Source organism: Saccharothrix texasensis (assembly GCF_003752005.1).
In the GTDB taxonomy this organism is placed as follows: Bacteria; Actinomycetota; Actinomycetes; order Mycobacteriales; family Pseudonocardiaceae; genus Actinosynnema; species Actinosynnema texasense.
Genome location: NZ_RJKM01000001.1, coordinates 7,863,815 through 7,890,545, shown reverse-complemented (window position 1 = coordinate 7,890,545; position 26,731 = coordinate 7,863,815). Strand labels below are relative to the sequence as shown.

Here is a 26,731-nt window from a genome sequence, read left to right as displayed (position 1 = left end):
TGACCGGTGGTCCGACCCGCGCGGCCCTGCGATAGTGACTCCGGTGGGACGACCCGAGGATGACGTGAGCGCGCTCCGCGCCCTGGCCGGGTTGGCCACCGCGATGGCGCTCCGGGTCGCGGTGACCCTGGGGTTGCCGGACCGGCTGCTCGGCGACGGTCCCCCCACCGACGAGCTCGCGGTCGAGCTCGACGTCGACCCGGTCGCGCTCGGGCTCCTGCTGGCCCACCTCGCGGAGCTGGGGGTGGTCGAACGCACCCCCGCCGGCTACCGGACGACCGAGTACGGCGCGCACCTCCGCGCCGACGCCGGCAACGGCCTGGCCGACCTCCTCGGCCTGGACGCGGCGGGCGGGCGCGCGGAGCTGGCGTACGTCGAACTCGCGCACAGCGTCCGCACCGGCCGGGCCGCCTACCCGCGCCGGTACGGGCAGGACTTCTACGCGGACCTGGACGAGCACCCGCGCCTGCGCGAGTCGTTCGACCGCCAGATGACGCACCGGTTCCGCGCGCACATCCCGAGGATCGCCGCCGCCTTCGACTGGTCCCGGTTCGCCACCGTCCTGGACGTGGGCGGCGGCCAGGGCGGTCTGCTCGCCGCGATCCTGCTCGCCCACCCCGGCACCCGCGGCCACCTGGTCGACCTCCCGGCGCCCGCCGCCGAGGCCCGCCGCGTCTTCGCCGCCCACGGTCTCGAAGGCCGGGCCGAGGCGACCGCGGGCAGCTTCTTCGACCCGCTCCCGGCCGGCGCGGACGCCTGCGTGCTGTTCGACGTCCTGCACAACTGGGACGACGAGCACGCCGACCGCATCCTGGGCCGGTGCGTCGAGGCCGTCCACCCCGGCGGCCGCGTGCTCGTCGTCGAAGGGGTCGGCGGGCTGCGGGCGAGCAGCGCGAGCGACCTGGACATGCTCGTGATCTTCGGCGGCCGGGAGCGGCGCCTCGACGAGTTCCGCGCGCTGGGCGCGTCCCACGGCTTGGCCCTGGACGACGTCGTCGTCCTGACCGATCACCGCTGCCTGCTGGAATTCCGGCTCACGGCCGCCGGGTAGGCGGCACCGGATAGGCGGCACCGGGCACCTCTGCACCGGGTGCGAATCCACGCGGCCGTGCCGGGCTCCGCCGTCGACCTCCTGGCGGCCGTCGTGCGTCGGCAGTGGGGGGCCGAAGCGGAGGTGCGCGCGCTGCGGCGGTCGACCACCAGTGCCGCGAACGTGACGAAGAGCCCGGGTCGGCCGTCAGGGCGCCCGGTCGTCGGACGACGGCCAGTCGAGCAGCTTCGCGCCGAGCACCGCGACCTGGAGCGACAACGCCTGGGTCGGGTCGTCCACGGTGTACCCGGTGAGTTCCGCGACGCGTTGCAGGCGGTAGGTCACCGTGCGGACCCCGAGGTGCAGCTCCCGTGCGCAGGCCGCCGTCACCTGGCCGTTGGCGAAGTAGGACGACAGCGTCTCCAGCAGCGGCCCGGCACCGCCCCGTGCGCCGCGGAGGGGGTGCAGGACGACCGACACGAGGTCGGCCAACGCGGCGCTGTCGCGCAGCAGCACCCGGTAGACCAGCAGGTCGGCGGCCCGGTGCAGGTGTCCGGGCAGGTGCAGCCGTTCGGCGATGTCCAGGGCGTGCGTGGCCTGCTCGAACGAGCGGAGCACGCCGCCGGGGCCGGGGTGGGCGCGGCCCAGGCCGACCCGCCAGTCGGCGCCCGGCCCCAGGACGGCGGCCACCTGGCGCGCGAACTCGTCCGGCACCTCCGCCATCGTCTCGGGCGCGACGCAGACGAGCAGGCCCTCCTTGGTGGTGACCAGCACGCCGCGCGAGTCGACGCGCAGGGCCAGCGCCGTCTCCACGGCCCTGGCCACCTCGCCGCCGTCGACCACCGGGCGCGCCGAGCGGACGGCCGCCACGACGTTGCTGCCGGCCAGCCGCAGGCCGAACCGCTCCGCCCGCTCGGCCAGCTGCCCGAGGTTGCGCCCGTCGAGCAGGTCGTCGACGAACTCGCGGCGGAACGACTCCTCCTGGCGCACGGACCAGCGCTGCGCTTCCTCGTAGCCCTCCGCGAGCGCGGTGGCGGCCGCGTCGGCGGCTTTGAACACCGCCTCGCCCGCGGCGCGGACGTCGTCGGCGTCGGTCGCCGACCGCACACCGGCCAGCGACCGCCACGCCAGCCAGGTGGCGCTCAGGTGCAGGTCGATCACCCCGTGCAGGGTGACGCCGCGCTCCGCCGCGCGGGCGCCGACCTCCCGGCGGGCCCGGAGCTGCTCCGGCCGCAGCTGCCGCCTCGTCGTGCTGACCTCGTCCAGCTCCTCCAGGTAGCCCTCGAGGAGGTCGGCGGGCACGCCGTGCGCGTCGCGGCCGGCCAGCTCCGCGATCCCGGCCAACGGGTCGACCCCCTGCTCGGGCGTGCGGATCGCCCGCCTGGTTCTCGCCATGCGCAGGAGTCTGACAACCGCCGGGACGCCGCCGTCGACGCGGCCCCGCGCGGGGTGAACCTTGCGTTCAGCTTGCGAATCCGGGCAGGTGCCGGTGACGTGGGGCAGGATCGCGGTGTCATGGATTTCTCAGTGCTGCTGGTCGAGGACGACGAGCACATCAGGCAGGCCCTCGGCCTGGCCCTCGCGGACGAGGGCTTCGCCGTCACCGACGCGGTGTCCGGCGAGGAGGCGCTCGGCCTGCTCGCCGCGGCGGAGCCGGACGTGGTGCTGCTGGACCTGATGCTGCCCGGCGTGGACGGCCTGGAGGTCTGCCGCACCCTGCGTGCGCGCGGCGACCTGCCGATCATCATCGTGACCGCCCGCGCCGACGCCGCCGACGTCATCGCCGGGCTCGAGGCGGGCGCCGACGACTACGTCACCAAACCGCTGGTCGCCAGCGTCCTCGCCGCGCGCATCCGCGCCCTGCTGCGACGGCGCGGCGGGGGTCGGCAGGACGAGGTGCTCCAGGTCGGGCAGCTGGAGATCCGCCCCGACGTCGGCACGGTCCACCGGGACGGCGCCGAGGTGCACCTCACCCGGACCGAGTTCCGGCTGCTGGTGGAGCTGGCCTCGGCGGGCGGCCGGATCGTCACCCGCGAACAGCTCCTGCAACGCGTCTGGGGCTACGACTACTTCGGTGACACCCGGCTGCTGGACGTCCACATCCGCCGGCTGCGCCGCAAGGTGGAGGCCAACCCCGACGACCCCGCCCTCGTGCTGACCGTGCGCGGCGCGGGGTACCGGCTCGACGCGGACGCCTGACGTGGGGATTCGCCGGCCACCTCGTGGGTGGTCTTCCTCACGGACCGATCTGCGCTGGTGAGCGGTTGTGAATGCCTCACGGGGGTCGTATGGTTGTGGTGTACAGCTACCACTACGGGGAGCGACGAATCGGGTTGAGCAGAAGCTCGGTTGTGTTGGTTCTGGTACCAACCGAGGAGTGCTCAGTGGGCGAGACCTGCACCGAGACGACATCCGCCACAGCCACCCGCACCACTGACCACGCCGGCATCACCGTGGTCGCGGTGACCGGTGAGATCGACATGTCCTGCGAGCAGCCCATCCGGGCGACGATCCTGAGACAGCTGGACCGTCGGCCCGCCGGCCTCGTCCTCGACCTCGCCGAGGTCGACTTCTTCGGCTCCGCCGGCATCCAGCTGGTGGTGGAGGCGGCCCTGCGCGCGGAACGCCTGGACGTGCCGCTGGCGGTGGCGACCGACCGGCGCACCGTGCTGCGCCCGCTGGAGATCACGCTGGTGCACGAGACGGTCGCCATCCACCCCACCCTGGGTGCCGCGCTCGCCGCGCTGCGCAACGACGTGCCCTCCCGGCAGCCGGCGAACCGGTAGTCCGCCGGACCGCGGCGTCGAGCGGACGACCGTCGCCGGGCACGACCCGGCGGGCATCGCACGACCGCCGCGGCGCGTCCGCGCGCTGTCCGACGTCCCCGGGAGAAGAGCCGGCCGCAGGTGGTGTCCGCGGTCGGCGCCCGTGGCGCACCTCACCGGTGACGACGAGGACGGATGTGGACAGGGACCTGGTGACGCGGATGGTCGCGGAGTGCGCGGCGCAGCCCGGTCGGGGCGACTGGGCGCGGACGGTGTGCGCGGTGTCCGTGCGCGCGGTGGCGGGCGTGGACGGCGCGGCGTTGACGTTGCGCGGCTCGTCGCGGGCGCAGGAGGTGCTGGGCACCAGCGACCCGTGGGCGGCCGGGCTGGAGGAGATCCAGTACACCCTCGGTGAAGGGCCCGCGGTGGAGGCGTTCGCCGGGGGCGGACCGGTGCTCGTCGCGGACGTGCACGCCGACCGGCTGCGGTGGCCCGGGTTCGCCGAGGCGGGCGCGGTGGTCGGGGTCGGGGCGGTGTTCGCGTTCCCGTTGCGGGTCGACGACGTCCGGCTGGGCACCCTGGGCCTCTACCGACGGCGCTCGGGCGCGCTGCGCGCCGACGCGGTGGCCGACGCCTCGGTGCTGGCCGACGTGGTGACGCTGGCCCTGCTGCGGCACGTCGAGCGCTTCGAGGAGGACGACCTGCGCCGGGTCGTGTCCTACCAGGACGTCGACGTGGCGACCGGGATGGTGGCCGCGCAGCTGCGGATCAGCCTCGACGACGCGTTCGCCAGGCTGCGGGCGCGCGCGTTCGCCACCGACCGCTCCGTGCGGGAGGTCGCCGGCGACGTGCTGACGCGCGGCGCCTCCCCGGACCGGTTCGCCGACTGACCGGCCGGTCCGTCAGCCGTCCGCCAGGATCTCCTCGATGAACTGCTCGGCGTAGTCGCGGAGCTTGACGTTCGCCCGCTGCGAGCGGTCGACCAGCATGTCGAACGCCTCGTCCGCGGACACCCGGTGCACGGCCATGACGATGCCCTTCGCCTGGTCGATGACCGCCCGCGAGGTCAACGCCTGCCGCAGTTGCACCGCCTGCCCGCGATCGCGCAGGTGGCGGCGGGCGACGCGCAGCACCGTCTCCGCGGCCGTGGTGTACAGCTCCAGCAGCGCCGCGTCGAGCGCCCGGAACCCGTCCGGCCGTCGGCTGTAGAGGTTGAGCGAACCGGGCGCGCCCTCGACGCGGAACGGCGCCGACAGGTACCCGGCGACGTCGAGCCCCGCCACCAGTTCGCCGAACGACGGCCACCGGTCCGGCAGCTCGGCCGGCAGGGCGCGCACGACCTGCCCGGTCCTGGCGGCTTCCAGGCACGGCCCCTCGGCGGCCCGGTACTGCGCGTGGTCCACGTCCAGCGCCACCTGGTCGGTCGCCGCGCCGGTCACCGGGTCGCCGTCGGTCAGCAGCGTGACGCTGACCAGGTCGGCGCCCGGGATCGCGTGCGCCACCTGTCTGCAGATCCGGTCGAGGACGACCGCCAGGTCCTCCTCCTGCTCCACGAGACCGGACAGCCCCTCCAACGCGCCGGTGACCTCGTCCAGCCGCCGGACCAGCCCTTCGGCGAGGTGGTCGTCCGCCACAACCCGCTGCCCGCCGCCCATCGCCATCCGCCTCCCGTCGGTGCCGGCCAACGCTGTGGCCCGCGGCCGCCACCACGACCCGTCGCCCTCGTGCCCTTATCGTGCCCACTTCGACGCGTCGTCACACGTGCCGAACGAAGGCGTGGCGCGGCTCGAGAGCGGACCGGCGACTCGCCCGAAGGGGTCTCCGCGCCGGCCCGAAGCGGTCGAGCCGCCCAGTGCTTCGGGGACGATTATCCGGAATCCGAGCCGGAAAACCGGGCAACGGGCCCGCGTCCGGTTCTGCGCGGGTGCCAGGCCCGACGACGACGTCCGGGCGGCACACCGCGGGTCGACGACGACGGTGTTCACCCGATCGGTACGTCGAAAGGCGCTACCGTTCGGGTGAGATGACCGCACCCACCGGGCCCGTGCCCACCAGAGCGCCGGGCGCGCTGATCCGCGCCGACCCGCTCGCGCGCCGGTTCCACCCGGACCACGCCGAGGCCGCGTACCGCGTGTTCTACCAAGGCGTCGGGCACGACGGCCGGGGCCGCCTGGTCACCGGGTCGGTGTTCATCCCCGAGGGCGCCCCACCCGCCGACGGCTGGCCGGTGGTCAGCTACGCCCACGGCACCACGGGCCTGGCCGACCGCACCGCGCCGTCGCGCACCGGCCTGCTCCGGCTGGAACGCGCGCACATCGCCACCTGGCTGCGGGCCGGGTATGCCGTCACCGCGACCGACTACGAAGGCCTCGCCACCCCCGGCCCGCACCCGTACCTCAACGGCGAGGCGGTCGCCGACGACGTGATCGACATCGTCCGCGCGGCCCGGCGGCTCGACCACCCGCTGGACCGCCGGTCGCTCGTCGCGGGTTTCTCGCAGGGCGGCCACGCCGCCCTGTTCACCGCCCTGGTCGCCACGGGGTACGCGCCGGAGCTGGACTTCCTCGGCACGGTCGCGCTCGCGCCGCCCGTGCACCTGGCGCGGGTCATCGCCACCCGCACCAGCGACGCGTCCGGCGCCGTGTGCGCGTTCGTGCCGATCGTCCTGGCGGGCATGCGCACCCGGCACCCGGGCTTCGCCGCGGGTTTCCTCACCGAGCGCGGCGCGGGCCTGGTCGACCTGGCCGAACGCGTGTCCCTGGTCGAGATGTTCCGCGCCACCAGGGCGGTCACCAACGGCGAGACCGGCATGACCGACCTGACCCGCCACGTCGACGTGGCCCGGGTGCTCGACGAGTGCCGCGTCCCGGTCACCCGCCTGGACCGCCCGGTCTTCCTCGCCGCGGCCGGGCTCGACGAGATCGTGCCGCCGGCCGTGGTCCACGACTTCGCCGACGACCTCGCCACCGCGGGCAGCGCGGTCCACCTGACCACGTACCCGGACGCCGACCACGGCACGATCCTCGCCGCCGCGCACCCCGACGCGACGGACTGGGCGACCGCGGTCACCGGCCACACCCACGCCCCGCCCGCGCCCGCCGCCCGCTTCGACCTGCTGGACGCGACCGGCGACGGCTACCTGCGGCGCGACGACTACGAGGTCTTCGCGCTGCGGCTGGTCCAGTCGTTCGGCCACCCGCCCCGCTCGGCCGCCGCGATGGCCGTCCGCCTCGGCTACCGGGGCCTGTGGCGCGCGCTGGCCGCCGAGTCCGACACCGACGACGACGGCCGCGTCGGCAAGGCCGAGTTCCTCGCCTGGGCGGCCCGCGCCACGCACACCGCGTTCGACCGGACGCTGCGCCCGCTGGCGGCGGCCGTGCTGGCGCTGGTCGACACCAACGGCACGGGCGTCCTGGAACGCGACGAGTTCCTGACCCTGACCACCCGGTGCGGCCTGCCCGACCCCGACGCCCGCACCCTGTTCGAGCGGCTCGACACCGATCGGCGCGGCACCGTCGAGGCGGCCGAGATCATCCGCGCCACCAGGGAGTTCTGCCTGGACCCGACGCCGGACAAACCCGGCCGGTGGCTGTTCGGCCGGTTCTGACCCCGCCGGCCCGTGGTCAGGTCTGCGGCCACATCGAGTAGACGACGTCGTCCCCGTCCGCGCACACGACCTGCGGCAGCGCCGGCTCCGGGACCTGGTTGCAGGTCATCGAGCCGACCACCAGCGGCACGAGCCCGGGGGTCGGGTCGCGGCGCTGGGCGTAGTAGTCGACCAGCACCGCGGCGGCCCCGTCGCACGTCAGCCGGCCCGACGGGGTCTCCACGACGACGGCCAGCATCGGCTTGCCCAGCGCGCCGGGGAACGGGTCGTCGCAGTACCGGGCGGGCGCGCCCTCGTCGATCGTCGGCACCGGCACGGGGTCGTGCTCCGGGTCGGGTTCGGACGTCGGCTCCGGGGTCGAGTCGGAGGTCGGCCCGACAGTGGGCCCGGAAGTGGGCTCCGCCCCGGCCGCGGTGGTCGGCACCCCCGCGCCGGAGCCGGTCACGGTCGCCGAGCAGCCCGTCACCAGCGCGAGCACCGCGACGAGCAGCACCACCGGCGGCGCGCCCCGGCCCGCACCCGGCACGTCGTGGCTTCTCGCGGTCGATCGCCTCGCGGGCGGCAGCGTCTTCACGGCCACTGTGACGTGCCGGCGGGCCCGTCGGTTGCGACCGGTCCACCCGGCCCGGCACCCGCCACCGCCCGGAGCCGTGAAGCGGACCGCCGAGCGCGTTCCCGCATTTTTCGGGGAATTCGATCGGAACACGCGGGTGTACTCTCTTGTCCCATCCCTTCCGACTTCAGGGAATGCCATGACTGCCGACGTGCGCTCAGCCCTGTCCGAACTCGGTCTCGCATTGCCTCCGGTGAGCCCGCCGAAAGGCGCTTATCTGCCGGCGGTCCGGAGCGGCACCCTCGTCTTCGTCTCGGGACAGGTGCCGATGGTGGACGGCGAGGTCACCACCATCGGCAAAGTCGGCGCCGATATTTCACCCGAACGGGCAAAAGAACTCTGCCGGCAGTGCGCATTGGCGGCGTTGGCGGCGGTCGACTCGGTGGTCGGCCTGGACCGGCTCGTCCGGGTGGTGAAGGTCGTCGGGTTCGTCGCGTCGGCCCCGGGGTTCACCGGGCAGGCCACCGTCGTGAACGGGGCCAGTGAGCTGTTCGGGGAATTGTTCGGCGACGCCGGCCGGCACGCCCGCAGCGCCGTCGGCGTGGCCGAGCTGCCGCTGGGGGCCCCGGTCGAGGTCGAGGTCGTGGTCGAGATCGCGGGGTGAGGCCGGACGCGGCGGGCGCGGACGGCTGATGTCCTCCCCACCCGCCGGGACGGCCGTCGGTCACGGCAGCAGGACGGCGGACCCGGTCACGGCGATACCGCTCCCCGCCCCCGCCGGGACCGACACGTCGATCCGGCTCGGCCGCCCCATGTCGTGGCCCTGGTGCACGACGATCTCGCCCGGCGTCGGCATCAGCCCCAGCTCGCGCAGGTAGCCGCCGAACGCCGCAGCCGCCGCCCCGGTGGCCGGGTCCTCCACCACACCGCCCGGCGGGAACGGGTTGCGCGAGTGGAACTCGGTCGGCGACTCCCGCCAGACCAGGTCGACCGTGGCCCAGTCGCGGCGGGCCATCAACTCGGCCAAGGCGGGCATGTCGTAGTCCAGCCGGGCCAGCCGCTCCCGGTGGGCCGCCGCGATGACCGGGTGCCACGCGCCCGCGTACGCCGCGCGGGGCGGCAGGGCGGGGTCGAGGTCGTCCGCGGACCACCGCAGAGCCCGCAACAAGGCCGCCAGGTCGTCGTCCCCGATCGGCTCGACGCGTGGCGGCACGCTCACCAACGTGGCCACGACGGCGCCGTCGGCGGCGCTCGTGGTCGACACGGACACCGGGCCGGCCTTGGTCCGCAGGTTCAACGGTCCGACACCGTGCCGTTGCGCGTACGCGACCGCTGTGGCGATGGTCGCGTGACCGCAGAACGGCACCTCGACCAATGGGCTGAAATAGCGGATGTCCAGCACCCGGTCGCCTGCGGGGACGACGAACGCGGTCTCCGAGTAACCGATTTCCGCGGCTGCGGCCAGCATCTCCGACTCCGCGAGACCGGTCGCGTCGAGCACCACACCGGCCGGATTCCCGCCGCCAGGGGCGGCGCTGAAAGCGGAATATCTCAGGATGTCCATTCCGGCATGCTAGCCAGAGCACCGAAAGGAGGTCAAAGAGACCACCTGTCCACCACGGCCGGATCAGCCCCAGACGAGTATTTCGCCGGTGTCGGTGAGTCCCAGCGAAAACCCGAGCGCGATCCGCCGGCCGCCCCGACTGGGCCGCACCGCGTGGAAATTGCGCGGGTCGAACAACAGCGCCTCCCCCGGCGAGGGCGCCAGTTCGAACGATTCGGCTGACCCGACGACCGCCTCGCCGAAGCCGTAGGAGCCGGGCAACCTGAACTGCTCGTCGGCCGGGCTCCAGCGGTGCCGCCACACCACCGTCTCACCGCCGGACTCGGGCACGCTCAAGTACAGGTTGAAGGCGAACTGGGCGATCAGGTGGGCGTCGAGCAGGGCGCCGGAGAACTCACGCGACGCGTCGTCGTAGTGGACCTGGAAACCGCCATTGGGTTCACGGGCCACACCCGCGCCCATCTCCTTGCCGTCACGCGTGCCGACCGCGACCGCGCCGGGCCAGTGCTCGCCCAGCCGCGCACGGCACAGTTCGAAGGGGTCGAACGACAGGTCGAGGGCCGCCCACGCCTTGCGCGACGATTCCACCGCGTCCCAGTAGCCGTCAGCGACGCGCCCGTCCTCGCGGTGGTCGCTCACGCCGACCCCGAACCGCATGACCTGCGGGTAGACGCGTTCCTCGCCGTACGAGTCGAACTCGGCCCCGACCAAGGCGTCGAGCACCTCGTCGCACAGGGCGGCCGGCACGAAGTCCGGCACCCGGATGGCGGCACACCGGCCGGCCGCGAGATCCGCGATCTGCGCACGGCGGAGAACAGGTGTCGTCACGGCGAAGAAGTGGGGGTCGTGCAGGTCGACTGGGCTCACCGTCATCACCCGTTCCCACGAGTCGGAATGGCGCGCACCGAGCGTATCGCCACGTGCTCGCGGTAATCGCCCGCCTTTTGGTCGTATCGTTTGCCGGACCCGGCCGACCGAACGGCGAACAGACCGTCAGCGGAAGACGGAACGGGCTTCCACCTCGAGCGCCCGCTGATCTTCCTCCAGCGTCTCGAGCGCAATTTTGCGGGCTAGGTCGAGCTGATCTCGCCTGACCATTCCGGATGACCCGGCCGAATAACCCGAAGGCGGCCGATTGTCATCCCCGTCGTCCTTGGCGAAGATCATGAGGCACCTCTCGCAGCGTTTGCATCGGCAAGCGTTCATCGTCGGACCACTGGTCTGCGGCGGAACCCGGTTCCGCCGGCAGGCTCCCCGGACCTGCCGCAAACTACACCAGTTCTAATCGTGGATGGCGAACGCGGCGTTACATTCACTCTAGTGAGGCATCATCCGATCGGGCGGACGGACGCAACTCCCGACGGAGCCGGGCAAGCAGTCGGCGCGTGCGGTTCGTGACGGGGTGCTGCGACCCGTAAGCCTTTGCCTGATCGTCCACCAGGATCGCGAGGTCCTTTTCTTCGACCGTGCCGAGACTGACGCGCACAAGGCACAGGGAATACCGCAGCGCCAACGCCTCGCGCGCGTGCCGGTCGTCCGCGACGACGCGCAGCGCGTCGGCGAGCTCCGCTTCCGCCCGGCCCAGCTCGCCTTGGGCGAGCAGGCTGTTCGCCAACGTCCGGCGGACCGACAGGGTCTCCGGGTGCCGCCCGGACCACAGGCGCAGCCGGACCTCCAGGATGTCGCGGAGCATCCGCTCGGCCTCCGCGGCGCGCTTGAGCGCGAGGACCGTCCGCGCGAGGCTGTGCTTGACGACCATCATGTCCGAGTGCTCGGGACCCCGGACCGTCTGCTCCGCGTCCACGATCCGGCGCAGCAAGGGCTCCGCCTCGGCCCAGCGCCCCTGTTCGGCGATCGCCTTGGCGTGCTTGTGCATGCTCGCCAGCGTGTCGGGGTCGTCGTCGCCGAGCACGCGCTGCCGCGCCGCGACCACCTTGGCCAGCTCCTCCTCGGCGGCCAGCGGTTGGTCGCGCTCCAGGGCGATCCGGCCGCGCTCGTGCCGCAGCCCGAGGATCTCCGGGTCGTCCTGGTCGAACCTGAACCGCCCGCAGTTCGTGATCAGCGACTCGACCAGGTCCGAGCCGGGGTTGAGGATGCCGGTGGCGATCAGGTAGCGGGTGCTCGACTTGGCGAGCCGCAGGGCCGCGGCGACGAGCCGGCGGTCGGTCGGCGGCGGACCACCGAGCAGGTACGCCTTCGTCAGCTCCACGGAGTGGGTGATGACCTTGTTCCACACCGTCCACGACTCGGGCTGGTCCGGGTCGTGGACGGCCGTGGCGGCCAGCAGCATCTCGATGTCGAGGCCGTAGTAGTCGTCGCGGCGCTCCAGGACGTCCGGGTCCTGTCGCATGACGCTGTGCACCAGCGGGTGCAGGGTGAGCATCCGTCCGAGGTCGGGGTCGGTCACCCCGGCGACGCGCTGCAGTTCCACGAGGCCGAGGTCGGCCAACGCGTCCAGCGCGGGCAGGTAGTCCTGGTCCGAGGTGGCCTCGAAGTCAGTCAGCAGCGGCGTTTCGGTCAGCGAGAGGCTGGTGAACAGCATGTGGTACGGGATCGGCGCGATCTGGAAGCACGCGAGCAGCTTGAGCAGCGAGGCGGCCCAGGGCTGGCGGCGCGCGGCCAGCAGGTCGAGCGACAGGATGAACACCTCGGCGACGATCCCCAGGCCCAGCGACTCGCTGTCGGACCCACCGGTGGCCTTGAGGCGCAGCTCGAACGCGGCGCGGTAGCTGCGGAAGCCGGTGATCGAGGGAGGGCCGGAACCGGCGTGGTCGCGGATCACCGCGTTGAGGTACTGGGCGGCGGCGTGCAGCGCCAGCGGCAGGCCCCCCAGCGCCACGGCGAGGTCCCGGGCCTCCTGGGAGGTGCCGCCGTCGGGCACCCGTTCGGTCAGCATGGAGGCGCCGTCGTCGGGGTCCAGCGGTGGCACCGCGTGCACGGTGGCCCAGTCACCCCAGGTGGCCCGGCTGCGGTCACGGCTGGTGACCAGGACGCGGCCGTGCGGTGAGGCGGGTTTGCGCAACCACCCCGTGCCGTCGGACACCTGCTTGGTCGTGGGGTCGAGCAGTTGGGGGTCGTCGGCGTTGTCGAAGACGAGCAGCCACGGCTCGCCGGTCGCGTCGAGCAGGCGCCACAGCAGGTCGGCCGCGCTGCGCGGGCCCGCGTACCAGGCGGTCTCCGCCTCGTCGCGCGGCGCGCCGAGCTGGTTCGCCACCTCGCGCACGGAGAGGTTGATCCGGGGCACCTCGATCCACCAGACCCGGTGTCCGGCCTTCTTGGCGCGCGCGGCGACCTCGAGCGCGATCCGGCTCTTCCCGGAACCGCCGATGCCGCCCAGCACGTGCACCTTCGACTGCCGGTCGTAGACGATGGACGCGACGAGCTTGCTGCGCCCGTACAGCTTGGGCAGGCCGTCGAGCCGCGGCGTGACCGAGACGGCCGGTCGGCCCGCGTCCGTCTTCTCGACCACGGTCTCGGAGGTCGCGACGGAAGGCGCGCCGCCCTGGTTCAGCACGTCGAGCACGTGCCCTCTCAGCACGCGGTAGGACGAGGACGCCGAGTCCTCCGGCTGGATGATCGAGAAGTGGTCGCCGTCCACCATGCCGCTGTTGTGGAAGAGCCAGGCGCTGGACCTCGGCGGGACGATCCGGTCCTGCAGCCCCCCGTAGGCCGCGATCGGTATCCGACAGGTCGACTCGCTGACGCCCGTGGCGTTGACGACGGCGCGGAACAACGTCCGCTGGGTCTCCACGATCGCGGTGTCGAACGGCCGCAGTTGCGCCTCTTGCGGGTTGTTGGGGTACCACCACTTGCGGATGCCGAGGAAGAACTCGGAACCGTCGTTGGGACAGGCGAACATGACGACCTGCTTGATCCTGGCCAGCGACTCGCCCTCACCGCGCCACAGCGTCCTGGCCAGGAACCGCTGGGCGATCAGCCCGCCCTGGCTGTGGGTGACCAGCATGATCGACGACGACTCCCCCAGCTCGTGCCGCAGGTAGGTGCCGAGGCGGTCGGCGATGTCGTCCGCGGTCGCGATGCGCCGGTCCGGCCGGAAGCTGAATCTCGGCGAGGGGTACTCGAATACGTGGGTGCGCACCCGACCGGAGAAGTCCGGGTCGGTCGCGACCAGGTGCGCGAACCGGTCCCAGGTGCGGCCGGCGGAGAACAACCCGTGCACGAATACCGCGTCGACCGGTTCGGACCGTGCCATGGGCCCTCCGAATGACTGAACTCCGCGCAAATACCCAGACCATAGCCCTCGCAAACAGGGGCGGTACCGCAGTATTGCGGCGTTTTTCGAATGGTGACCGGGCATTCGGACCATCACCGGAATTCACCTCCGACCGGAATATCGTCCACTTCTCGGGGGCTTGCCGGGCATGGCGCGGCCCCACTTCGGAACAGCCCTTCGACGTCACAGCGCGGTAACGGTTGGGTGAGGTGGGCGCGGTGGTTTCGGCGGGGCGGTTTGCTGTGCGCCATGAACACGAAGGTCGCGTCCGCGCTGCTGGCGCTGGGGTTGGGCGCCTCACTGGTCGGGTGCTCCAGCAACGAGGACAAGTTCGTCGAGGAGTTGAAGGCCGCCGGGTTCACCGCGGTCGGCGAGCCGCGCAGCGAGTCGGAGAAGAAGTCCAAGAAGATCGGCAAGCGGACGGTCAAGTCCTCGCAGAAGACCATCGAGGTCACGGTGCGGGTCAAGGGCTGCGACCTGGAGTTCGCGAAGGTGTCCGGGCAGTCCGGCTACTGGCTGGACGAGCTGCACGTGAACGGTCAGGAGCCGGACTGGCCCGGCTACCCCGAGAACCTGAAGCAGCAGGACGTCGTGGCCGCGTTCGCGGGCTCCCAGCCGAAGCCGGACGGCTTCAAGGACTGCTACCAGCCCTAGCCCGCGACGGGTAAGCGGCCCCGTCCCCGGTCACGGGGGCGGGGCCTTTTCGTCGTCCCCCGAAGGCGTGTCCGGCGAACACAGGAGTTGTCCACCGCACTAGTGCGGGCAACTTGTCGCGCGCTCGTGGTGGTGTAGCGGTCGAACGCGCGGAATTCGCCCGGAAAGGGAGTGGGAGCACTGCCCGGAACACCGACCGGCTTCGACCCCGAGCCCCACTGGCTGAGCCTGGAGGGGGCGGAGCGGCACGCCGCCTGCCTGCTCGCCGCGCGCGCCGGCGACCGCCGGGCGCTGGACGCGGTGATCGCGGACCTGACGCCGCTGGTGTGGCACGTCGCCCGGGGGCACGGGCTGGACCGCGCCACGGCGGAGGACGTGGTGCAGACGGTCTGGCTCGCCCTGCTGCGCGACCTCGACCGCGTCGCCGACCCGCGCGCGTTGGCCGGGTGGCTCGTCGTCACGACGCGCCGCGAGGCGAAGCGGACCTGGACACCGGCCCGCCGCGAGGCGTCGGTGAGCGACGACACCGCGGAGCTCGTCGGCGAGTACGGGCTGCCCGAGGACGCGGTGCTGCTCGACGACCGGGACCGCCGGCTGTGGCGGGCCTTCGGCCGGCTCTCCCAGCGCTGCCAGGAACTCCTGCGGCTCGGCGCCCTGGCCGGCCGGGCGGGCGCCGGGGCGCCGGCCGCGCCGCGCGGGAGCCTCGGCCCGAGCCGGGGGCGGTGCCTGGACGTGCTGCGCGCGCACCTCGACGCCGAGACGGGGTGGCCGGGCCTGCCGTCGCCCGCGCGGCCGCAGCACCCGCCCCGCGACCCCCGGGTGCGGTTGCGCTCCGACCGGCCGGTGGTGGCGGGTGCGCCGACGGAGGTGGAGTTCGGCTACACGGTGGTCCGGGACGCCCTGACGACCTCCGGGCACGACACCGCGCCCGTGTCGGCGCCGGTCCGCGTGCTGCTGCACGCCGAGGGCGCCACCGTCGAGCCGTTGACGAGGGTGTTCCGCCTGCCGGCCGACGTCGACGCGGAATCGGTGCGGTTCCGCGTGGTGCCGGGGGCGCGGGGCACGCTCGAACTCGTGTTCCGGGTGTACCTCGGCGACGGACACCTGCTCCAGGAGGTCCGCGCCGACCTGCCGGTCGGTGAGGCCTGATGCGGGAGCTGACGAGCACCGTCACGGTCGACCACAGCGACCGGCTCCGGTCCATCCCGGACACCCGCCGCGACCGCACGATCCACCTCCGGTTCCTGCGCCTGGCCGACGGCTACCTCGTGCAGGCCTGGGGCAGCGCGTTCCCGCACGGCGGCGGCGGCCACCAGGGGCGCGTGCTCCTGGGCGCGTCGACGTTGGAGGCGGGCATCGACGACCTGCGCGCGCGGTGGCGCGCCGCGCTGACCGACGAGGGCGCGGGTCCGACCGGCCGGCCGTTCGTCGACGAGTGGGACCTGGCCGGTCGGGACGTCGACGAGGCGGTGCGGTCGCTCGCCCGCGCCGGCCACGGCCTGTTCGCCCTGCTGTTCCGCCACGGCGACGCGGGGCTCGACGAGCTCCGCGACCGCCTCCTCGCCGCGATGCGCGCCGGCGAGCACGTCGTCACCGTCGAGTCCGACGACCTGCGCGTGCCCTGGGGGCTGCTCTACGTCCCGCTCGACGACCACGACCCGGTGGGGGACGACGGGCACCGCTGGGACCCGCGCGGCTTCTGGGGCTACCGCCACCTGATCGAGCACACCTCCTCCCGCGCCACCGGGGCCGGCCCGACGGTCCCCCCGGGCGGGACCGGGCTCGTGGCCGCCCTGAGCGGCCCCGACCACCTCGGCCGCCGGGAGCTCGGCGACCACCTGCCGCACCGGGCCGCGAGCTGCCTGGTCGAGGCGCAGGTCGACCCGCCGCGCGCGTTCGCCCGCGAGTACGCCGCGAGGCTGGCGGACGCCCTCTCGGCGCCCGGCGCCACGCTCGGCGACGTCGTCCGGGACCTCGCCCGCGCGTTCCTGGACGAGCACCGCAACCCGCTCGGGTTGATCTTCTCGCTGCGCCTCGGGATCGACGCGCGCGTGTCGTCGGCGACGACGGACCGGTGATCGGACTACCCGCCGTGGTTCGTTACCTGAATGGGTGACAGTTGGGGGTGTTTACGCACGGCAGGAGCCGTATGCCTACTCGATGTGCGAAATTCCCTCTCGATGGTTACGCCGTTGTGCCACTATTGCCCTGTTCGAGCGGTACGAGGGGTCCGCTGAACTTGACTCAGAGCAATCGTCTGAGTCGTTGTAAGGCCACGACAGATCCTCAGGGGAGGGAGATCGTTTTGTCGACGCCCACCGAGACCAAGACCGACTTCGTGGACGAGAACACCGAGACCGTCGAGAACGTCCAAGTGGACGGGACCACGGCCCCGGTCGCCCCGGAGACCACGCCGGAGCAGCCAGGACACCAGCACCACCACCACACGCTGGAGAACGGCGAGTTGTCGCCGCTGTGCTCGGGTGGAGGGTGCGTGGACTCGCCGCCGGCGAAGTGAGCTGTCAACCGTGATCGAGCCCGTCGACCGGATCTCCTGGTCGGCGGGCTTTATCACGCTGCGTTGTGTGATGTCATGGAACTGTGCCTGAATCCGCTTCCGCCGACGAAGCCGCGGTCATCCGCGAAGCACGCGAACTGCACCGCCGCGGAGTCGACGCCTCGTGCGTCGGCCGGCACCAGGAAGCGGCCCGGTTGCTGCGGCGCGGGCAGGACCTCGCGAACACCATCGACCCCGTCGACCCGGTGGTCCGCTCCGAGTGGCTCGCCACCCGGATCCGGTTGGCCTCGACGGTCGCGGCCGAGATGGCGGAGACCTCGGGCCCGACCGCCGGGTTGGCCGGGCTCGCCGAGGCGCGGCGGCTGATCGAGGACGTGCCCGATCCCGTGGTGAAGGCCGAACTGCGCGGGCGGGTCGAGCACAACCGCGGCCTGCTGCTGCTGAACGCGGGGTTCATCGAGGACGCCATCACCGCCTTCGACACCGCGCTGGAGCACAAGGAACGCCGCCTCGCCGCCGGCGGGACGGTGTCGGTGCTCGTCGACCTGGTCGTGAAGACGCTGCGGAGCAGGGGCACGGCGCACACGCGGCTGGGCTCGGTGCGCCAGGCGCGGCTCGACCTCACCAGGGCCGTCGCGCTGGCCACCGAGCACGGGCTGCCGGACCGCGCGGCCGACGCGAACCACGCGCTCGGCCTGCTGGACCTGCGGGTCGGCGACGTGCCGGCGGCGCTGCGGCGCTACCAGCTCATCGAGCGGTCCTACCGGCAGCACGAGCTGGACGTGCCGGTGCTGCTCGGCCTGAACCGCGCCCAGGCGCTGATGTCCGCGGGCCTGGCCGACGAGGCGGGCGACCAGCTCGACACCCTGCTGCCGGAGATGCGCGCCGAGCAGAGCGTCACCCGCGACCTGGCCGACGTGGAGCTGTACCGGGCGGTGGCCGCGTACATGACCGACGACCTCGACCTGGCGCGCGCGATGGCCTCGTCGGCACGGCGGCGGATGCGTCGCTGGGGCTGCGAGACCTGCGTCGCGAACGCGACGCTCATCGGGCTGCGCGTGGACACCCGGCTCGCGCTGCGGTCCGGACGGGTGTCCCGGTCGTTGCCCGGTCGCGCCCTGGCCTTCGCCGACTCGCTGCCCGTGCCGCGGCTGGCCGAGCAGGCCGCCATCGCCCGGATGCTGGCGGTGCGGCTGGAGATCCGGCGCGGCGACGTCGAGGCGGCGCGGAGCATCCTGGACCGGGTGCCCCGGCCCGGGAAGCTCGCCCCGATCGACTACCGGATGCTGCGCCGGCTGTGCCGGGCGGAGCTCGCCCTCGCCCTCGGCCGCCGGGCCGCCGCGCTCGCCGAGATCCGCGCCGGTCTGACGGACCTCGACCACGTGCGCGACCGGATGGGCGGCCTCGACCTGCTGTCCGGGACCGCGCTGCACGGCCGGGAGCTGGCCGAGCTGGCCGTCCAGCTGGTGCTCGACGGCGGCCACGCGCGGCGGTTGTTCTCCTGGCTGGAGCGGACGCGGGCGCAGACCTACCGCTACGAGCCGCTCACCCACCTCGACAACCCCGAGCTGGCCGAGCGGATCGCCGAGGTCCGCAGCCTCACCCAGTCCATCCACCAGGCGGAGCACTACGGCCACTCGACCACCGCGCTGCGCGGGCGCCGGGCCGAACGCCTCCGCGAGGCCAACCGGCTCGGCTGGCACACGGGCCGGTGGGGCAGGCCGCGGCCGGTCGCCGGGCTGACCGACGTGCTGGCGCGCCTCGGCGACCGGGCCCTGGTGAGCTTCGCGTCGTCCGAGGACGACCTGGTCGCGGTGGTCGTGGTCGGCTCCGACGTGCGGCTGGCCCGGCTCGGGTCGGCCGAGCGGGCGGCCGAGAGCGCCCGGATGCTGAACGCGGACCTCAACGCGCTGGCGCCCGACCACCTGCCGGAGCCGCTGGTGCGGGTGATGTCGGCGTCGGCGCGCAAGCAGGCCGACCGGCTCGACGCGCAGCTGATCCGCCCGCTGGCCGAGCTGATCGGCGAGCGCGAGCTGGTGATCGTGCCGACCGGCGCGCTGTACGCGGTGCCGTGGGGCGTGCTGCCGACGCTGCACGGGCGGCCGACCGTCGTCGCGCCGTCGGCCACCGCGTGGCTGGCCGCGGACCGGGCCGAGAGCAGGCCCGCCGGCCGGGCGGTGCTGGTGCGCGGCCCCGGGCTGCCCGCCGCCGTCGGCGAGATCGACAAGCTCGGCGCGCACTACACCACCGCGGCGCTCATGTCGGGCCGGCGGGCGTCGGTCGCCACGGTGCTGGAGGCGCTGGACGGCGCGGGGATCGCGCACCTGGCCGCGCACGGCGTCCACGAGCCGGAGAACGCCCTGTTCTCCCGGTTGGAGCTGAGCGACGGCCCGCTCTACGCGCACGAGATGGCCGGTCTCGCCCACCCGCCCCGGCAGGTCGTGCTGGCCGCGTGCGAGCTCGCCCTCAACCGGATCCGGCGCGGCGACGAGCCCCTCGGCTTCGCCAGCGCCCTGCTCGCCAGCGGCTCGCAGCTGGTGGTGGCCCCGCTGAGCCGGGTCGGCGACCAGGCGTGCGCCGCCGCGATGGACGACTACCACCGCAGCCTGGCCGCCGGCGCGCGGCCGGCCGTGGCGCTGGCGGACGCGATCGCGGTCGACCCGCTGCGGCGGCCGTTCGTGTGCCTCGGCAGCGGCTGAGCCCGCCGCCGGGCTCGTCCGTTGTCGCCGAGGTGCGCCGGCTCACCGACCCGCGCGGTCTGGCCGGCACGCCGGGACTCGCCGACGCGCCAGTCGGTCGCTCGTCGGCCCCGGCGGGCTCGCCCTCGCGCGGGGCGCGGCCCTCCGACCCGACCTCGCTCCTTCGCGGTGAGGCGTCGCTCCCTTGAGGACGGATGAGCACGCCGGCCCGCCCACCTCGACGGCACTGGCGGCGCTTTGGCGGTGTCGGTCGCGCGTCGAACGGGTAATGGTGGGAGACGGTGTCGCAGCCGGGATCGGGGTGAGGGAGCGGCCGTGCACGGTGATGGAGAGCAGCCGCCGGTGACGGTCGAGGACGCGGGTGACGACGGTGTGGTGATCGCCGCCGTGCACGGCGACCTCGACGTCGACAGCTTCCGCGACGTGCGGGAAGCGTTGTTCACCTGCCTGAACGGTCGCGCGTCCGCGCTGGTGGTCGACCTGGGCGACGTGGGGTTCTTCGGGTCGATGGGCATCGCGGTGCTGGTCGAGGCGCGGCAGCGCGCGGACGTGGTGGGCGCCGGGTTCGCCGTCGTGGCGGGCAGGCGCACGGTGGCGCGGCCGATCCGGATGACCGACACCGAGGACCTGCTGCGGCTGCACCGCACCCAGGACGAGGCGCTGGCCGCGGTGCGCGCCCGGTCCGCGCGGGGCGCGGACGCCGAGTTCTCGTGGTGGTCGTCGTGAGGCGGTCCCGGACGGAGAGGTCCGGTCGGGGCGGGCCGTGACGGAGAAGTCCGCCGGCCCCGGCTCGACTACTCTCGAAGGGGTCGGAGGGAGCGGTCGTGACGGATGAGGAGCTCGTGGTCGAGTTCGCCCTGACCCGGCTGGACAACCCCGGCCTCGACCTGGAGGAGATCGCCGCGCTCGTGGTGCGGCGCGGCGGGCACGACCGCGTGGTGGAGTTCGCCTCGCGGAACCTGGCCACGCGCGGCGAGCTGCGGGGCGCGGCGTTCCCGTCCGCGGTCGAGCACGTGCTGCGGGTCGTGCTGACCCTGCGCGGCCCCGCCGACTGACGCCCGCCGGACGCGGCGGTCCGCCCCGGGGGCCGCCTCGCCGTGGCGGGCGGGTGTCAGACGCTGCGCAGCACCGAGACGACGGCCCCGAGGATCTCGGCCCGGTCGCCGTCGATGACGTCGTAGGCCGGGTTGCGCGGCTCCAGGACCACGTGCCCGCCGCGACGGCGGTAGACCTTGACGGTCGCCTCGCCGTCGATCATCGCGGCGACGATCTGCCCCGAGTTCGCCTCGTGCTGCTGCCGCACCACCACGATGTCGCCGTCGCAGATCGCCGCGTCGACCATCGAGTCGCCGCGCACCCGCAGGCCGAACACGGTGCCGCGCCCGGTCAGCTCGCGCGGCAGGGTCAGGACGTCCTCCACGTGCTCCTCCGCCGCGATGGGCGTGCCCGCGGCGATGTGGCCGACCACGGGCACGGGCACGGAGTCGGCGCTCTCCCGCGTCGGCGGCCGGTGCAGGAACAGGCGCACGTCCATCGGCCGGGACACGGCGGCGCCGCGCCGCAGGAAGCCCTTCTCCTCCAGCGCCGCCAGGTGCTTGGACACCGAGGACGACGACCGCAGGCCCACCGCGTCGCCGATCTCCCGCGTGCTCGGCGAGTACCCGTGCCGGACCACCCAGTCGCGGATCACCGCGAGGATCCGCTGCTGGCGCGGCGGGAGGGTGGAGGTGTCCAGGTGCTCGAAGGCGTCGAGATCGTCGTAGGCGGTCACCTGCGCGATCATAGAGGCGGGCTGGCACCGGCCGCGTCCGAGCACTAAGTTACCGGCTGGTAGCGAACTGGACCCCGGAGGAACCCATGCCGACGCTCGACCGCCAGGACGACGTGTTCACCCTCGACCTCGGGGACGCCGAGAACCGGTTCCACCCCGACTGGATCGCCTCGGTCGACGCGGCCCTCGGCGAGGTGGAGCGGGCGGAGGGCGCCCGCGCCCTGGTCACCACCGCCACCGGCAAGTTCTTCTCCAACGGCCTGGACCTCGAGTGGCTGATGGCCAACGGCGAGCGCCACCGCGAGTACGTCGTGTCCGTGCACGGCCTGTTCGCGCGGGTGCTGTCGCTGCCCGTGATCACGGTGGCCGCGATCCAGGGGCACGCGTTCGCCGCCGGGGCGATGTTGTCCCTGGCGCACGACTTCCGCGTGATGCGCGCCGACCGCGGGTACTGGTGCCTGCCCGAAGCCGAGATCGGCATCCCGTTCACGCCGGGCATGTCCGCGTTGATCCAGTCCCGGCTTACCCCCCGGACCGCCCACGAGGCCATGACGACCGCCCGCCGCTACGGCGGCGTCGCCGCGCTCGACGCCGGCATCGTCGACCACGCGGTGGACGAGGACGCGGTCCGGTCGACCGCGGTGGGGATCGCCTCGGCGCAAGCGGCCAAGGCGGGTCCGACCCTCGGCGCCATCAAGGCGCGCATGTACGCGTCCACTGTGGACCGCCTGCGCGACGAGGACGACCCGCTCGGCTGAGCGGACCGGGGAGTGGCCTCCGACCCGGGGGTCGACATCGGAGGCCACTCCGGGCAGCACCCGACCGCGGCGGCGACGCGGTCGTGCTGCGGCGGGGTGACACCGCGGCGCGGCGGGTGGACCGGCGCGTCACCGTGACTCGTGGGCCTCCAGGGCGAGCTGCCTCAGTTCGGCCGTGCACATCATGAACCGGTCGGTCGGCAGGTGCTTGAAGTAGTAGCCCACGTCCGCCCCCAGAGCGAACACGTGGACCGGCACCCCCGCCCGCCTGCCCGCCTCCACGGACTGGCGCAGCCCGGACATGACCGCCGGGTGCCGCGTCTGGTACGAGGAGGCGACCCGGTGGTTGCCCCGGTCCGCGGCGAGGTAGAACTGCGTCAGGTCCTTGGTGCCCATGAAGATCTCGCTCGCACCGGCCTCGCAGAACTCCGTCACCGAGTGGACGGCGGCGGGGGTTTCCACGAAGACCGACAGCGGCACGTCGTCGGGCAGCTCGAGCCGCTCCCGCAGGCGCAGGAACTCGTCCTGGTCGTTGATGAACGGCACCGCGAAGTTCAGCCGGTCGAAGTCCGGACCGAGGTGCTCCCGCACATGGGCGCGCAAAGCCCGGAACGCGTGCGGGTAGTTCGGCTCGTGCAGCAGCCAACGCGCGCCGTGCAGGCCGAGTTCCGGATTCGACTCGTGGTCGACGTCGACGTCGTTGGTGATCTGCGCGGCGTCGTCCGACCGGAGGTCCAGCAGCCTCATCACGAGGCGTTGCCCGGGGACGAGCTGGTCGACGATGGCGCACAGCTCCGCGCCGATCGCCGCGCCGTAGCGCTCGGCCTCGGGAATTCCCGCGCGCAGCGCGTCGAGGGGGCTGAGCCCCGACGAGAGGCAGACGAACTCCTCGCGGATGAAGAACGAGGTCACCTGGTCGACGCGGGGTTGGATCGCGTTCGTCGACTGGATGTCGGTCGCGTCGGCGATCACGACGCAGACCGAACGGAGGTCATCGGGGGTGACGGTGGGGTATTCGACGGAGTTCACCGAGACTTCGGATTCGCCGAGGGTGACCGATTCGCGGTCGGTCCGCACGGTCACCTCCCCGACCAGCCCGACGAGTTCGGCGTGGGGAATCCGCAGCACCGGGATTCCCCGCGACCGGCACAGGGATTCCATGTGACCGGTGCGGCCACCGCCGGAGCAGACCACGGCGGCCGACCTGACGATGGTGTCGTAGAGCTCGGGGCCGAGCGCTTCGACCACCAGCACGGAACCGGGCAGCGGTCTTCCGGTGTGGTTGGCGATGCCGCGAACACTCGTCGACGGCGAACCGACGAGCAAAACCCCGGGGATCTCGCGCGGGCTCACGGCATCCTCCTACCGATTCCGACCGGTGTGCGGACCTGGCGTGGGAGTCGGCCTGACCGCCGACCCGCGGGGCCGACGTCGTCGTGCACGACATCGGCCCCGGGTTTGTGTGGAACACGACGAGGCATGGCACGAGCCTCGCAGTCGGCCGGCCGGCGCCGCATCTTCTCGAGTGCGAGGTCGTGGTCCATTCGTGCGACACCGCCTTCGGCCGACGGGCAACGGCGAAGTAGTCGGGTGGTCGGGAACCGTGCGGAAATGGTCGGTAGATGAGCGGAGTTCGGTTCAGGCGACCGGCTCCACCGCCTCTTCGAGGCCCAGCAGGAAACGGAGTTCGCGCGGGGTCACGGAGAGGTCGGTCAGCTTCGTGGTGGCGGCCGAGCTCACCGCGAACCGCAAGGCGCGATCACTCGGCGGTGACGCGCCCTCGCGCGCGGCGAGTTCGCGCAGCCGCTGGATGTTCCCCTCGAGCCGGGCCGCGAGCGACTGGCGTTCGTCGTGGTGGCGCGCGGCCATCCGGCGGACGTCGAGCATGACCGAGTGCTCGACGAGTTCGCGCGATTCGGGATCGGCGGCGTCGGCCACCGTTCCGGCGATCTCGCCGCCCGACACGTCGTAACACGATTCGAGGCGGTGCAGCGTGGTGGCCGCGACTTCCACGGAGTGGTTCTTGATGGCGGCCAGGTTGAACGTGAACGCGCCGGTCCGGCCGTTGCGGACGATCTCGTCGCCCTCCCGGGGGCTGCCCACGACGGACACGGGACCGGACGGCGTGCCGTCGGGCCCGAGGAGCCGGCCGTAGGGGTCGACCTCGACGCCGCGCCCGGTGCGCCGGTGCGGCACGGCGATCTCCTTGCGCAGCAGGTTCGACCAGAGCGTCGAATCGGCGCGCTCGTAGTTCGTCTCGCGCCCGAAGTTCGACACCACGAGATCCGCTTCGATCGTCCGCGTCGAATCCCGGTCCGCGACGGACAGCACCAGCGTGCCCGTTCCGGTGGCCCGGATGTGCTGCACGCGACCGGTGGTGAGCGCGATCTGCTTGTCCTCGCCCATCGCCGCGTCGACGATGTCCGTGGTGTAGGACATGGCACTCACCCGCAGCACGGCCAAAAGCGTCCCGTAACCGTCGAGCAGTGCCCGCAGCTCGTCCGTTGGAATCCGTTCCAGAATCGCGGGCAGGTACGGCTCCCACGATTTCGCGACCCGTTCCGTCACCACCACCGGAGATATCTCGGGATGCTCACGGGTGAGGACGGTACAGGCTCGGTCCCATTCTTCGCGGAATCGGCGGACGAATTCCTCGCGGCCTTCGTAGTGGTCGCCGAGCAGTTGCGGAGCGGGCAGTTCGAGCACTTGGTGCCGGTGGTCCGGCGGATAGGTGCGGGGCGTCAGCCCGGAACCGGAGATCATGTAGATCCGGCCTTCGTGGCCCCGGCGCAACAACAGCGTCGCCGAGTCGTACGCGCTGAGCAGCGTGCCGACGATGGCGACGACGCCGTCCTTCCGCACGCCGAGCAGCCGCTCGATGCCGCTCTTGGAGTACGGGCTGCGCACGAACGACGGGTGCTCCAGCACCTCGGCCGCGAACGCCGGGTACTTCGTCTCCAGCCCGGTGGCGAGCACGACGTGGTCGGCCTCGATCACCGCGTGCCCGTCCTCGCCGCCGCCGAGCGGCTCGACCAGGTGCTCCACCACGACGTGCGCGTGGTCGTCGAAGACCTCCACGTCGACCACCTCCCCGTCGACCTCGACCAGCCGCACGCCCGGCGCCGCCTCGCGGACGGCCTCCGCGAGGCGGCTCTCCAGGTAGTCCTGGTAGATCCGGCGCGGCGCGGGGCCGGACTCGGTGAACTCGAAGTCGCGCCAGTCCGCCGGCCAGTCCGACCGGTCGGCCTCCTGGTTGGCCCAGCGGATGAAGTCGTCGACGTCCTCGCGGAATGCCGACATGCGGCCCGCCTGGATGTTGAACACGTGGTGCCAGTGGTTGCTCTCGCGCTGGTACGCCACCCCGGAGCTCCGATATTCCGGACGACGTTCCACCAACACCACCTCTAAAGGCTCGCGGGCGAAGCGGAGAAAGCGGATGGTGGTCGCGGTGCCGGCCAGACCCGCGCCGACGACGACTACCCTGCGGAACCGGCCGAAGCTTTTCACCATGCCACCTCTGTCCCCTCTGGCGCTACCCGCCGAAGCCGGGACGGCAGTGGCCGAAGCCGCACCGCCCCGCACCGCGCATTGGGTGATCGGGCAGTAGAATACCTGTCATCTTGCGAGGTGGACATGCCGCGAGACCCAATCGTTCCTCGGATTTCACGTCGGCGCCGGCCGGCCGTTCGACACGACCGCCCCGACGATCACCGCAGGTCACCGCGCCACAACCGGAACGGGTCGGCACGGCGGATTTCCGCACATTCCCGAAGCTTTTTCCGGCCGCGTGCTTGACTTTTCTTCGAACGACTCCCCGGAAAACGCCGGAGGCCGTCGACGGCGCGTCGACGGCCTCTCGCGGCGGATGGGGAGGGGCCCGGCGTCAGGTTCCTCCCGACCGCGGCGCGGCGGCCGGGAGGAGCGCTTCGGCCAGGCCCCGTCCCCGCTTGGCGGGGCCGTCCGGACCGAACGACTGACCCGACGCGTGCAGGCCTTCGAAGACCAGCACCAGGTGGTCGGACAGCGCGTCCGGGTCCTCGACCCCGAGCTCGCCCGTCAGCTCCCGGAACCGCGCCCTGGTCCACGACTTCGCCGCGAGGGCGTTGCGGTGCGCGGGCAGCCCGGGTTCCGGGAACTCGGCCATCGACATGAGGAACTTGCAGCCGCGGAACGTCGCGGAGGACACCTCGGCGAACATGAGGTCGAACACCGCCAGGATCTGGTCGCGCGGGTCGGGGCCCGCCTCCTCGACCGCGGCGGTGAACCGGTCGCGGAGCTCCAGGTCGGCGAGCTCGACGTAGGCGCCGACGAGGTCGTCCTTGGACGCGAACAAGCGGTAGAGGGTGGTGGGCGCGACGCCGGCCTCGGCGGCGACGAGGTCGACGCCCGTGGCGCGGATCCCCCTCTGGTAGAACAGGTCCCCGGCCACTCGCAGTACGTGGGACCGGGTCTCAGCAGCGGATCGGTGCACGGTTCCCCTTGCCGTCTGCCACGCTAGGGATGGTTCCCTCCAGGCTACTCGGGTCCCGCTGGCACCACCATCGGCCGCGAGGGCCGGCCGCTCGCGGCGTCCGGCGC

24 protein-coding genes and 1 pseudogene are annotated in these 26,731 nt (G+C 73.0%); 14 read left to right on the top strand and 11 right to left on the bottom strand.

What is annotated here, in order from left to right:
• Nucleotides 1-64: 64 nt before the first annotated feature.
• Complete coding sequence (locus tag EDD40_RS35475; RefSeq protein WP_425471291.1) at nucleotides 65-1,051, top strand: methyltransferase; 987 nt, start codon at nucleotides 65-67, stop codon at nucleotides 1,049-1,051.
• 186 nt (nucleotides 1,052-1,237) lie between these two features.
• On the opposite strand, the gene EDD40_RS35470 is transcribed toward EDD40_RS35475, so the two are convergent.
• Entirely contained in the window at nucleotides 1,238-2,425 is a 1,188-nt protein-coding gene (locus EDD40_RS35470) for a PucR family transcriptional regulator (protein WP_123746777.1), read from the bottom strand.
• Nucleotides 2,426-2,545: 120 nt separating this feature from the next.
• Here EDD40_RS35470 and EDD40_RS35465 point away from each other — a divergent pair, with 120 nt between their 5' ends.
• From EDD40_RS35465 to EDD40_RS35455, 3 genes are all read left to right on the top strand, one after another.
• A complete protein-coding gene (locus EDD40_RS35465) occupies nucleotides 2,546-3,229 on the top strand; it encodes a response regulator transcription factor (RefSeq protein ID WP_123746776.1) in 684 nt (227 codons plus the stop codon).
• Nucleotides 3,230-3,414: 185 nt separating this feature from the next.
• On the top strand, nucleotides 3,415-3,816 hold the full coding sequence (locus EDD40_RS35460; protein ID WP_170185302.1) for an STAS domain-containing protein: 402 nt from the start codon (nucleotides 3,415-3,417) through the stop codon (nucleotides 3,814-3,816).
• A 176-nt stretch (nucleotides 3,817-3,992) separates the two neighbouring features.
• A complete protein-coding gene (locus EDD40_RS35455) occupies nucleotides 3,993-4,685 on the top strand; it encodes a GAF and ANTAR domain-containing protein (protein WP_246038072.1) in 693 nt (230 codons plus the stop codon).
• Between the two features lie 12 nt (nucleotides 4,686-4,697).
• On the opposite strand, the gene EDD40_RS35450 is transcribed toward EDD40_RS35455, so the two are convergent.
• Nucleotides 4,698-5,456 carry a GAF and ANTAR domain-containing protein gene (locus tag EDD40_RS35450; RefSeq protein WP_246038071.1) on the bottom strand — a complete coding sequence of 253 codons (759 nt, stop codon included), beginning with the start codon at nucleotides 5,454-5,456 and terminating at the stop codon, nucleotides 4,698-4,700.
• A 362-nt stretch (nucleotides 5,457-5,818) separates the two neighbouring features.
• Between EDD40_RS35450 and EDD40_RS35445 the strand changes: the two genes are divergently transcribed.
• Complete coding sequence (locus EDD40_RS35445) at nucleotides 5,819-7,402, top strand: lipase family protein (RefSeq protein WP_123746774.1); 1,584 nt, start codon at nucleotides 5,819-5,821, stop codon at nucleotides 7,400-7,402.
• Between the two features lie 16 nt (nucleotides 7,403-7,418).
• Here EDD40_RS35445 and EDD40_RS35440 read toward each other — a convergent pair whose 3' ends face one another.
• Nucleotides 7,419-7,928 (bottom strand): hypothetical protein, encoded by a 510-nt coding sequence (locus EDD40_RS35440; RefSeq protein WP_148088998.1) that lies wholly within the window; start codon nucleotides 7,926-7,928, stop codon nucleotides 7,419-7,421.
• Nucleotides 7,929-8,154: 226 nt separating this feature from the next.
• On the opposite strand from EDD40_RS35440, the gene EDD40_RS35435 reads away from it, so the two are divergent.
• Nucleotides 8,155-8,619 (top strand): RidA family protein, encoded by a 465-nt coding sequence (locus tag EDD40_RS35435; protein ID WP_123746772.1) that lies wholly within the window; start codon nucleotides 8,155-8,157, stop codon nucleotides 8,617-8,619.
• Between the two features lie 60 nt (nucleotides 8,620-8,679).
• Here EDD40_RS35435 and EDD40_RS35430 read toward each other — a convergent pair whose 3' ends face one another.
• The 4 genes from EDD40_RS35430 to EDD40_RS35420 all read right to left on the bottom strand — a co-directional run bounded on the left by EDD40_RS35430 (nucleotide 8,680) and on the right by EDD40_RS35420 (nucleotide 13,732).
• Nucleotides 8,680-9,519 carry a PhzF family phenazine biosynthesis protein gene (locus EDD40_RS35430; protein ID WP_123746771.1) on the bottom strand — a complete coding sequence of 280 codons (840 nt, stop codon included), beginning with the start codon at nucleotides 9,517-9,519 and terminating at the stop codon, nucleotides 8,680-8,682.
• 63 nt (nucleotides 9,520-9,582) lie between these two features.
• The gene (locus tag EDD40_RS35425; protein WP_246038070.1) at nucleotides 9,583-10,386 is read right to left on the bottom strand and encodes a 2OG-Fe(II)-dependent halogenase WelO5 family protein; all 804 of its coding nucleotides are present in this window, start codon (nucleotides 10,384-10,386) and stop codon (nucleotides 9,583-9,585) included.
• A gap of 126 nt (nucleotides 10,387-10,512) precedes the next feature.
• Entirely contained in the window at nucleotides 10,513-10,686 is a 174-nt protein-coding gene (locus tag EDD40_RS42075) for a hypothetical protein (protein WP_170185301.1), read from the bottom strand.
• A 145-nt stretch (nucleotides 10,687-10,831) separates the two neighbouring features.
• Nucleotides 10,832-13,732, bottom strand: a complete 2,901-nt coding sequence (locus EDD40_RS35420) for an alpha/beta hydrolase (protein ID WP_170185300.1) — start codon at nucleotides 13,730-13,732, stop codon at nucleotides 10,832-10,834.
• 270 nt (nucleotides 13,733-14,002) lie between these two features.
• On the opposite strand from EDD40_RS35420, the gene EDD40_RS35415 reads away from it, so the two are divergent.
• The 7 genes and pseudogenes from EDD40_RS35415 to EDD40_RS35385 all read left to right on the top strand — a co-directional run bounded on the left by EDD40_RS35415 (nucleotide 14,003) and on the right by EDD40_RS35385 (nucleotide 20,679).
• Nucleotides 14,003-14,407, top strand: a complete 405-nt coding sequence (locus tag EDD40_RS35415; RefSeq protein WP_123746769.1) for a hypothetical protein — start codon at nucleotides 14,003-14,005, stop codon at nucleotides 14,405-14,407.
• 180 nt (nucleotides 14,408-14,587) lie between these two features.
• Nucleotides 14,588-15,172, top strand: a pseudogene (locus EDD40_RS43900) (RNA polymerase sigma factor); the annotation flags it as partial.
• A 383-nt stretch (nucleotides 15,173-15,555) separates the two neighbouring features.
• The gene (locus EDD40_RS35405; protein WP_123746768.1) at nucleotides 15,556-16,485 is read left to right on the top strand and encodes a hypothetical protein; all 930 of its coding nucleotides are present in this window, start codon (nucleotides 15,556-15,558) and stop codon (nucleotides 16,483-16,485) included.
• 227 nt (nucleotides 16,486-16,712) lie between these two features.
• Nucleotides 16,713-16,925 (top strand): hypothetical protein, encoded by a 213-nt coding sequence (locus tag EDD40_RS35400; protein WP_123746767.1) that lies wholly within the window; start codon nucleotides 16,713-16,715, stop codon nucleotides 16,923-16,925.
• Between the two features lie 83 nt (nucleotides 16,926-17,008).
• The gene (locus EDD40_RS35395; protein ID WP_246038069.1) at nucleotides 17,009-19,624 is read left to right on the top strand and encodes a CHAT domain-containing protein; all 2,616 of its coding nucleotides are present in this window, start codon (nucleotides 17,009-17,011) and stop codon (nucleotides 19,622-19,624) included.
• A gap of 315 nt (nucleotides 19,625-19,939) precedes the next feature.
• Complete coding sequence (locus EDD40_RS35390) at nucleotides 19,940-20,350, top strand: STAS domain-containing protein (RefSeq protein ID WP_170185299.1); 411 nt, start codon at nucleotides 19,940-19,942, stop codon at nucleotides 20,348-20,350.
• 98 nt (nucleotides 20,351-20,448) lie between these two features.
• Nucleotides 20,449-20,679, top strand: a complete 231-nt coding sequence (locus EDD40_RS35385; RefSeq protein WP_123746765.1) for a hypothetical protein — start codon at nucleotides 20,449-20,451, stop codon at nucleotides 20,677-20,679.
• 56 nt (nucleotides 20,680-20,735) lie between these two features.
• Here EDD40_RS35385 and lexA read toward each other — a convergent pair whose 3' ends face one another.
• On the bottom strand, nucleotides 20,736-21,395 hold the full coding sequence (gene lexA / locus EDD40_RS35380) for a transcriptional repressor LexA (RefSeq protein ID WP_123748533.1): 660 nt from the start codon (nucleotides 21,393-21,395) through the stop codon (nucleotides 20,736-20,738).
• Between the two features lie 86 nt (nucleotides 21,396-21,481).
• Between lexA and EDD40_RS35375 the strand changes: the two genes are divergently transcribed.
• Nucleotides 21,482-22,153, top strand: a complete 672-nt coding sequence (locus tag EDD40_RS35375; RefSeq protein ID WP_123746764.1) for an enoyl-CoA hydratase-related protein — start codon at nucleotides 21,482-21,484, stop codon at nucleotides 22,151-22,153.
• Between the two features lie 129 nt (nucleotides 22,154-22,282).
• Here EDD40_RS35375 and EDD40_RS35370 read toward each other — a convergent pair whose 3' ends face one another.
• The 3 genes from EDD40_RS35370 to EDD40_RS35360 all read right to left on the bottom strand — a co-directional run bounded on the left by EDD40_RS35370 (nucleotide 22,283) and on the right by EDD40_RS35360 (nucleotide 26,582).
• Complete coding sequence (locus tag EDD40_RS35370; protein WP_236594336.1) at nucleotides 22,283-23,506, bottom strand: putative PEP-binding protein; 1,224 nt, start codon at nucleotides 23,504-23,506, stop codon at nucleotides 22,283-22,285.
• 285 nt (nucleotides 23,507-23,791) lie between these two features.
• Nucleotides 23,792-25,663 carry an FAD/NAD(P)-binding protein gene (locus tag EDD40_RS35365; protein WP_123746763.1) on the bottom strand — a complete coding sequence of 624 codons (1,872 nt, stop codon included), beginning with the start codon at nucleotides 25,661-25,663 and terminating at the stop codon, nucleotides 23,792-23,794.
• 373 nt (nucleotides 25,664-26,036) lie between these two features.
• On the bottom strand, nucleotides 26,037-26,582 hold the full coding sequence (locus tag EDD40_RS35360) for a TetR/AcrR family transcriptional regulator (protein WP_123746762.1): 546 nt from the start codon (nucleotides 26,580-26,582) through the stop codon (nucleotides 26,037-26,039).
• Nucleotides 26,583-26,731 lie beyond the last annotated feature (149 nt).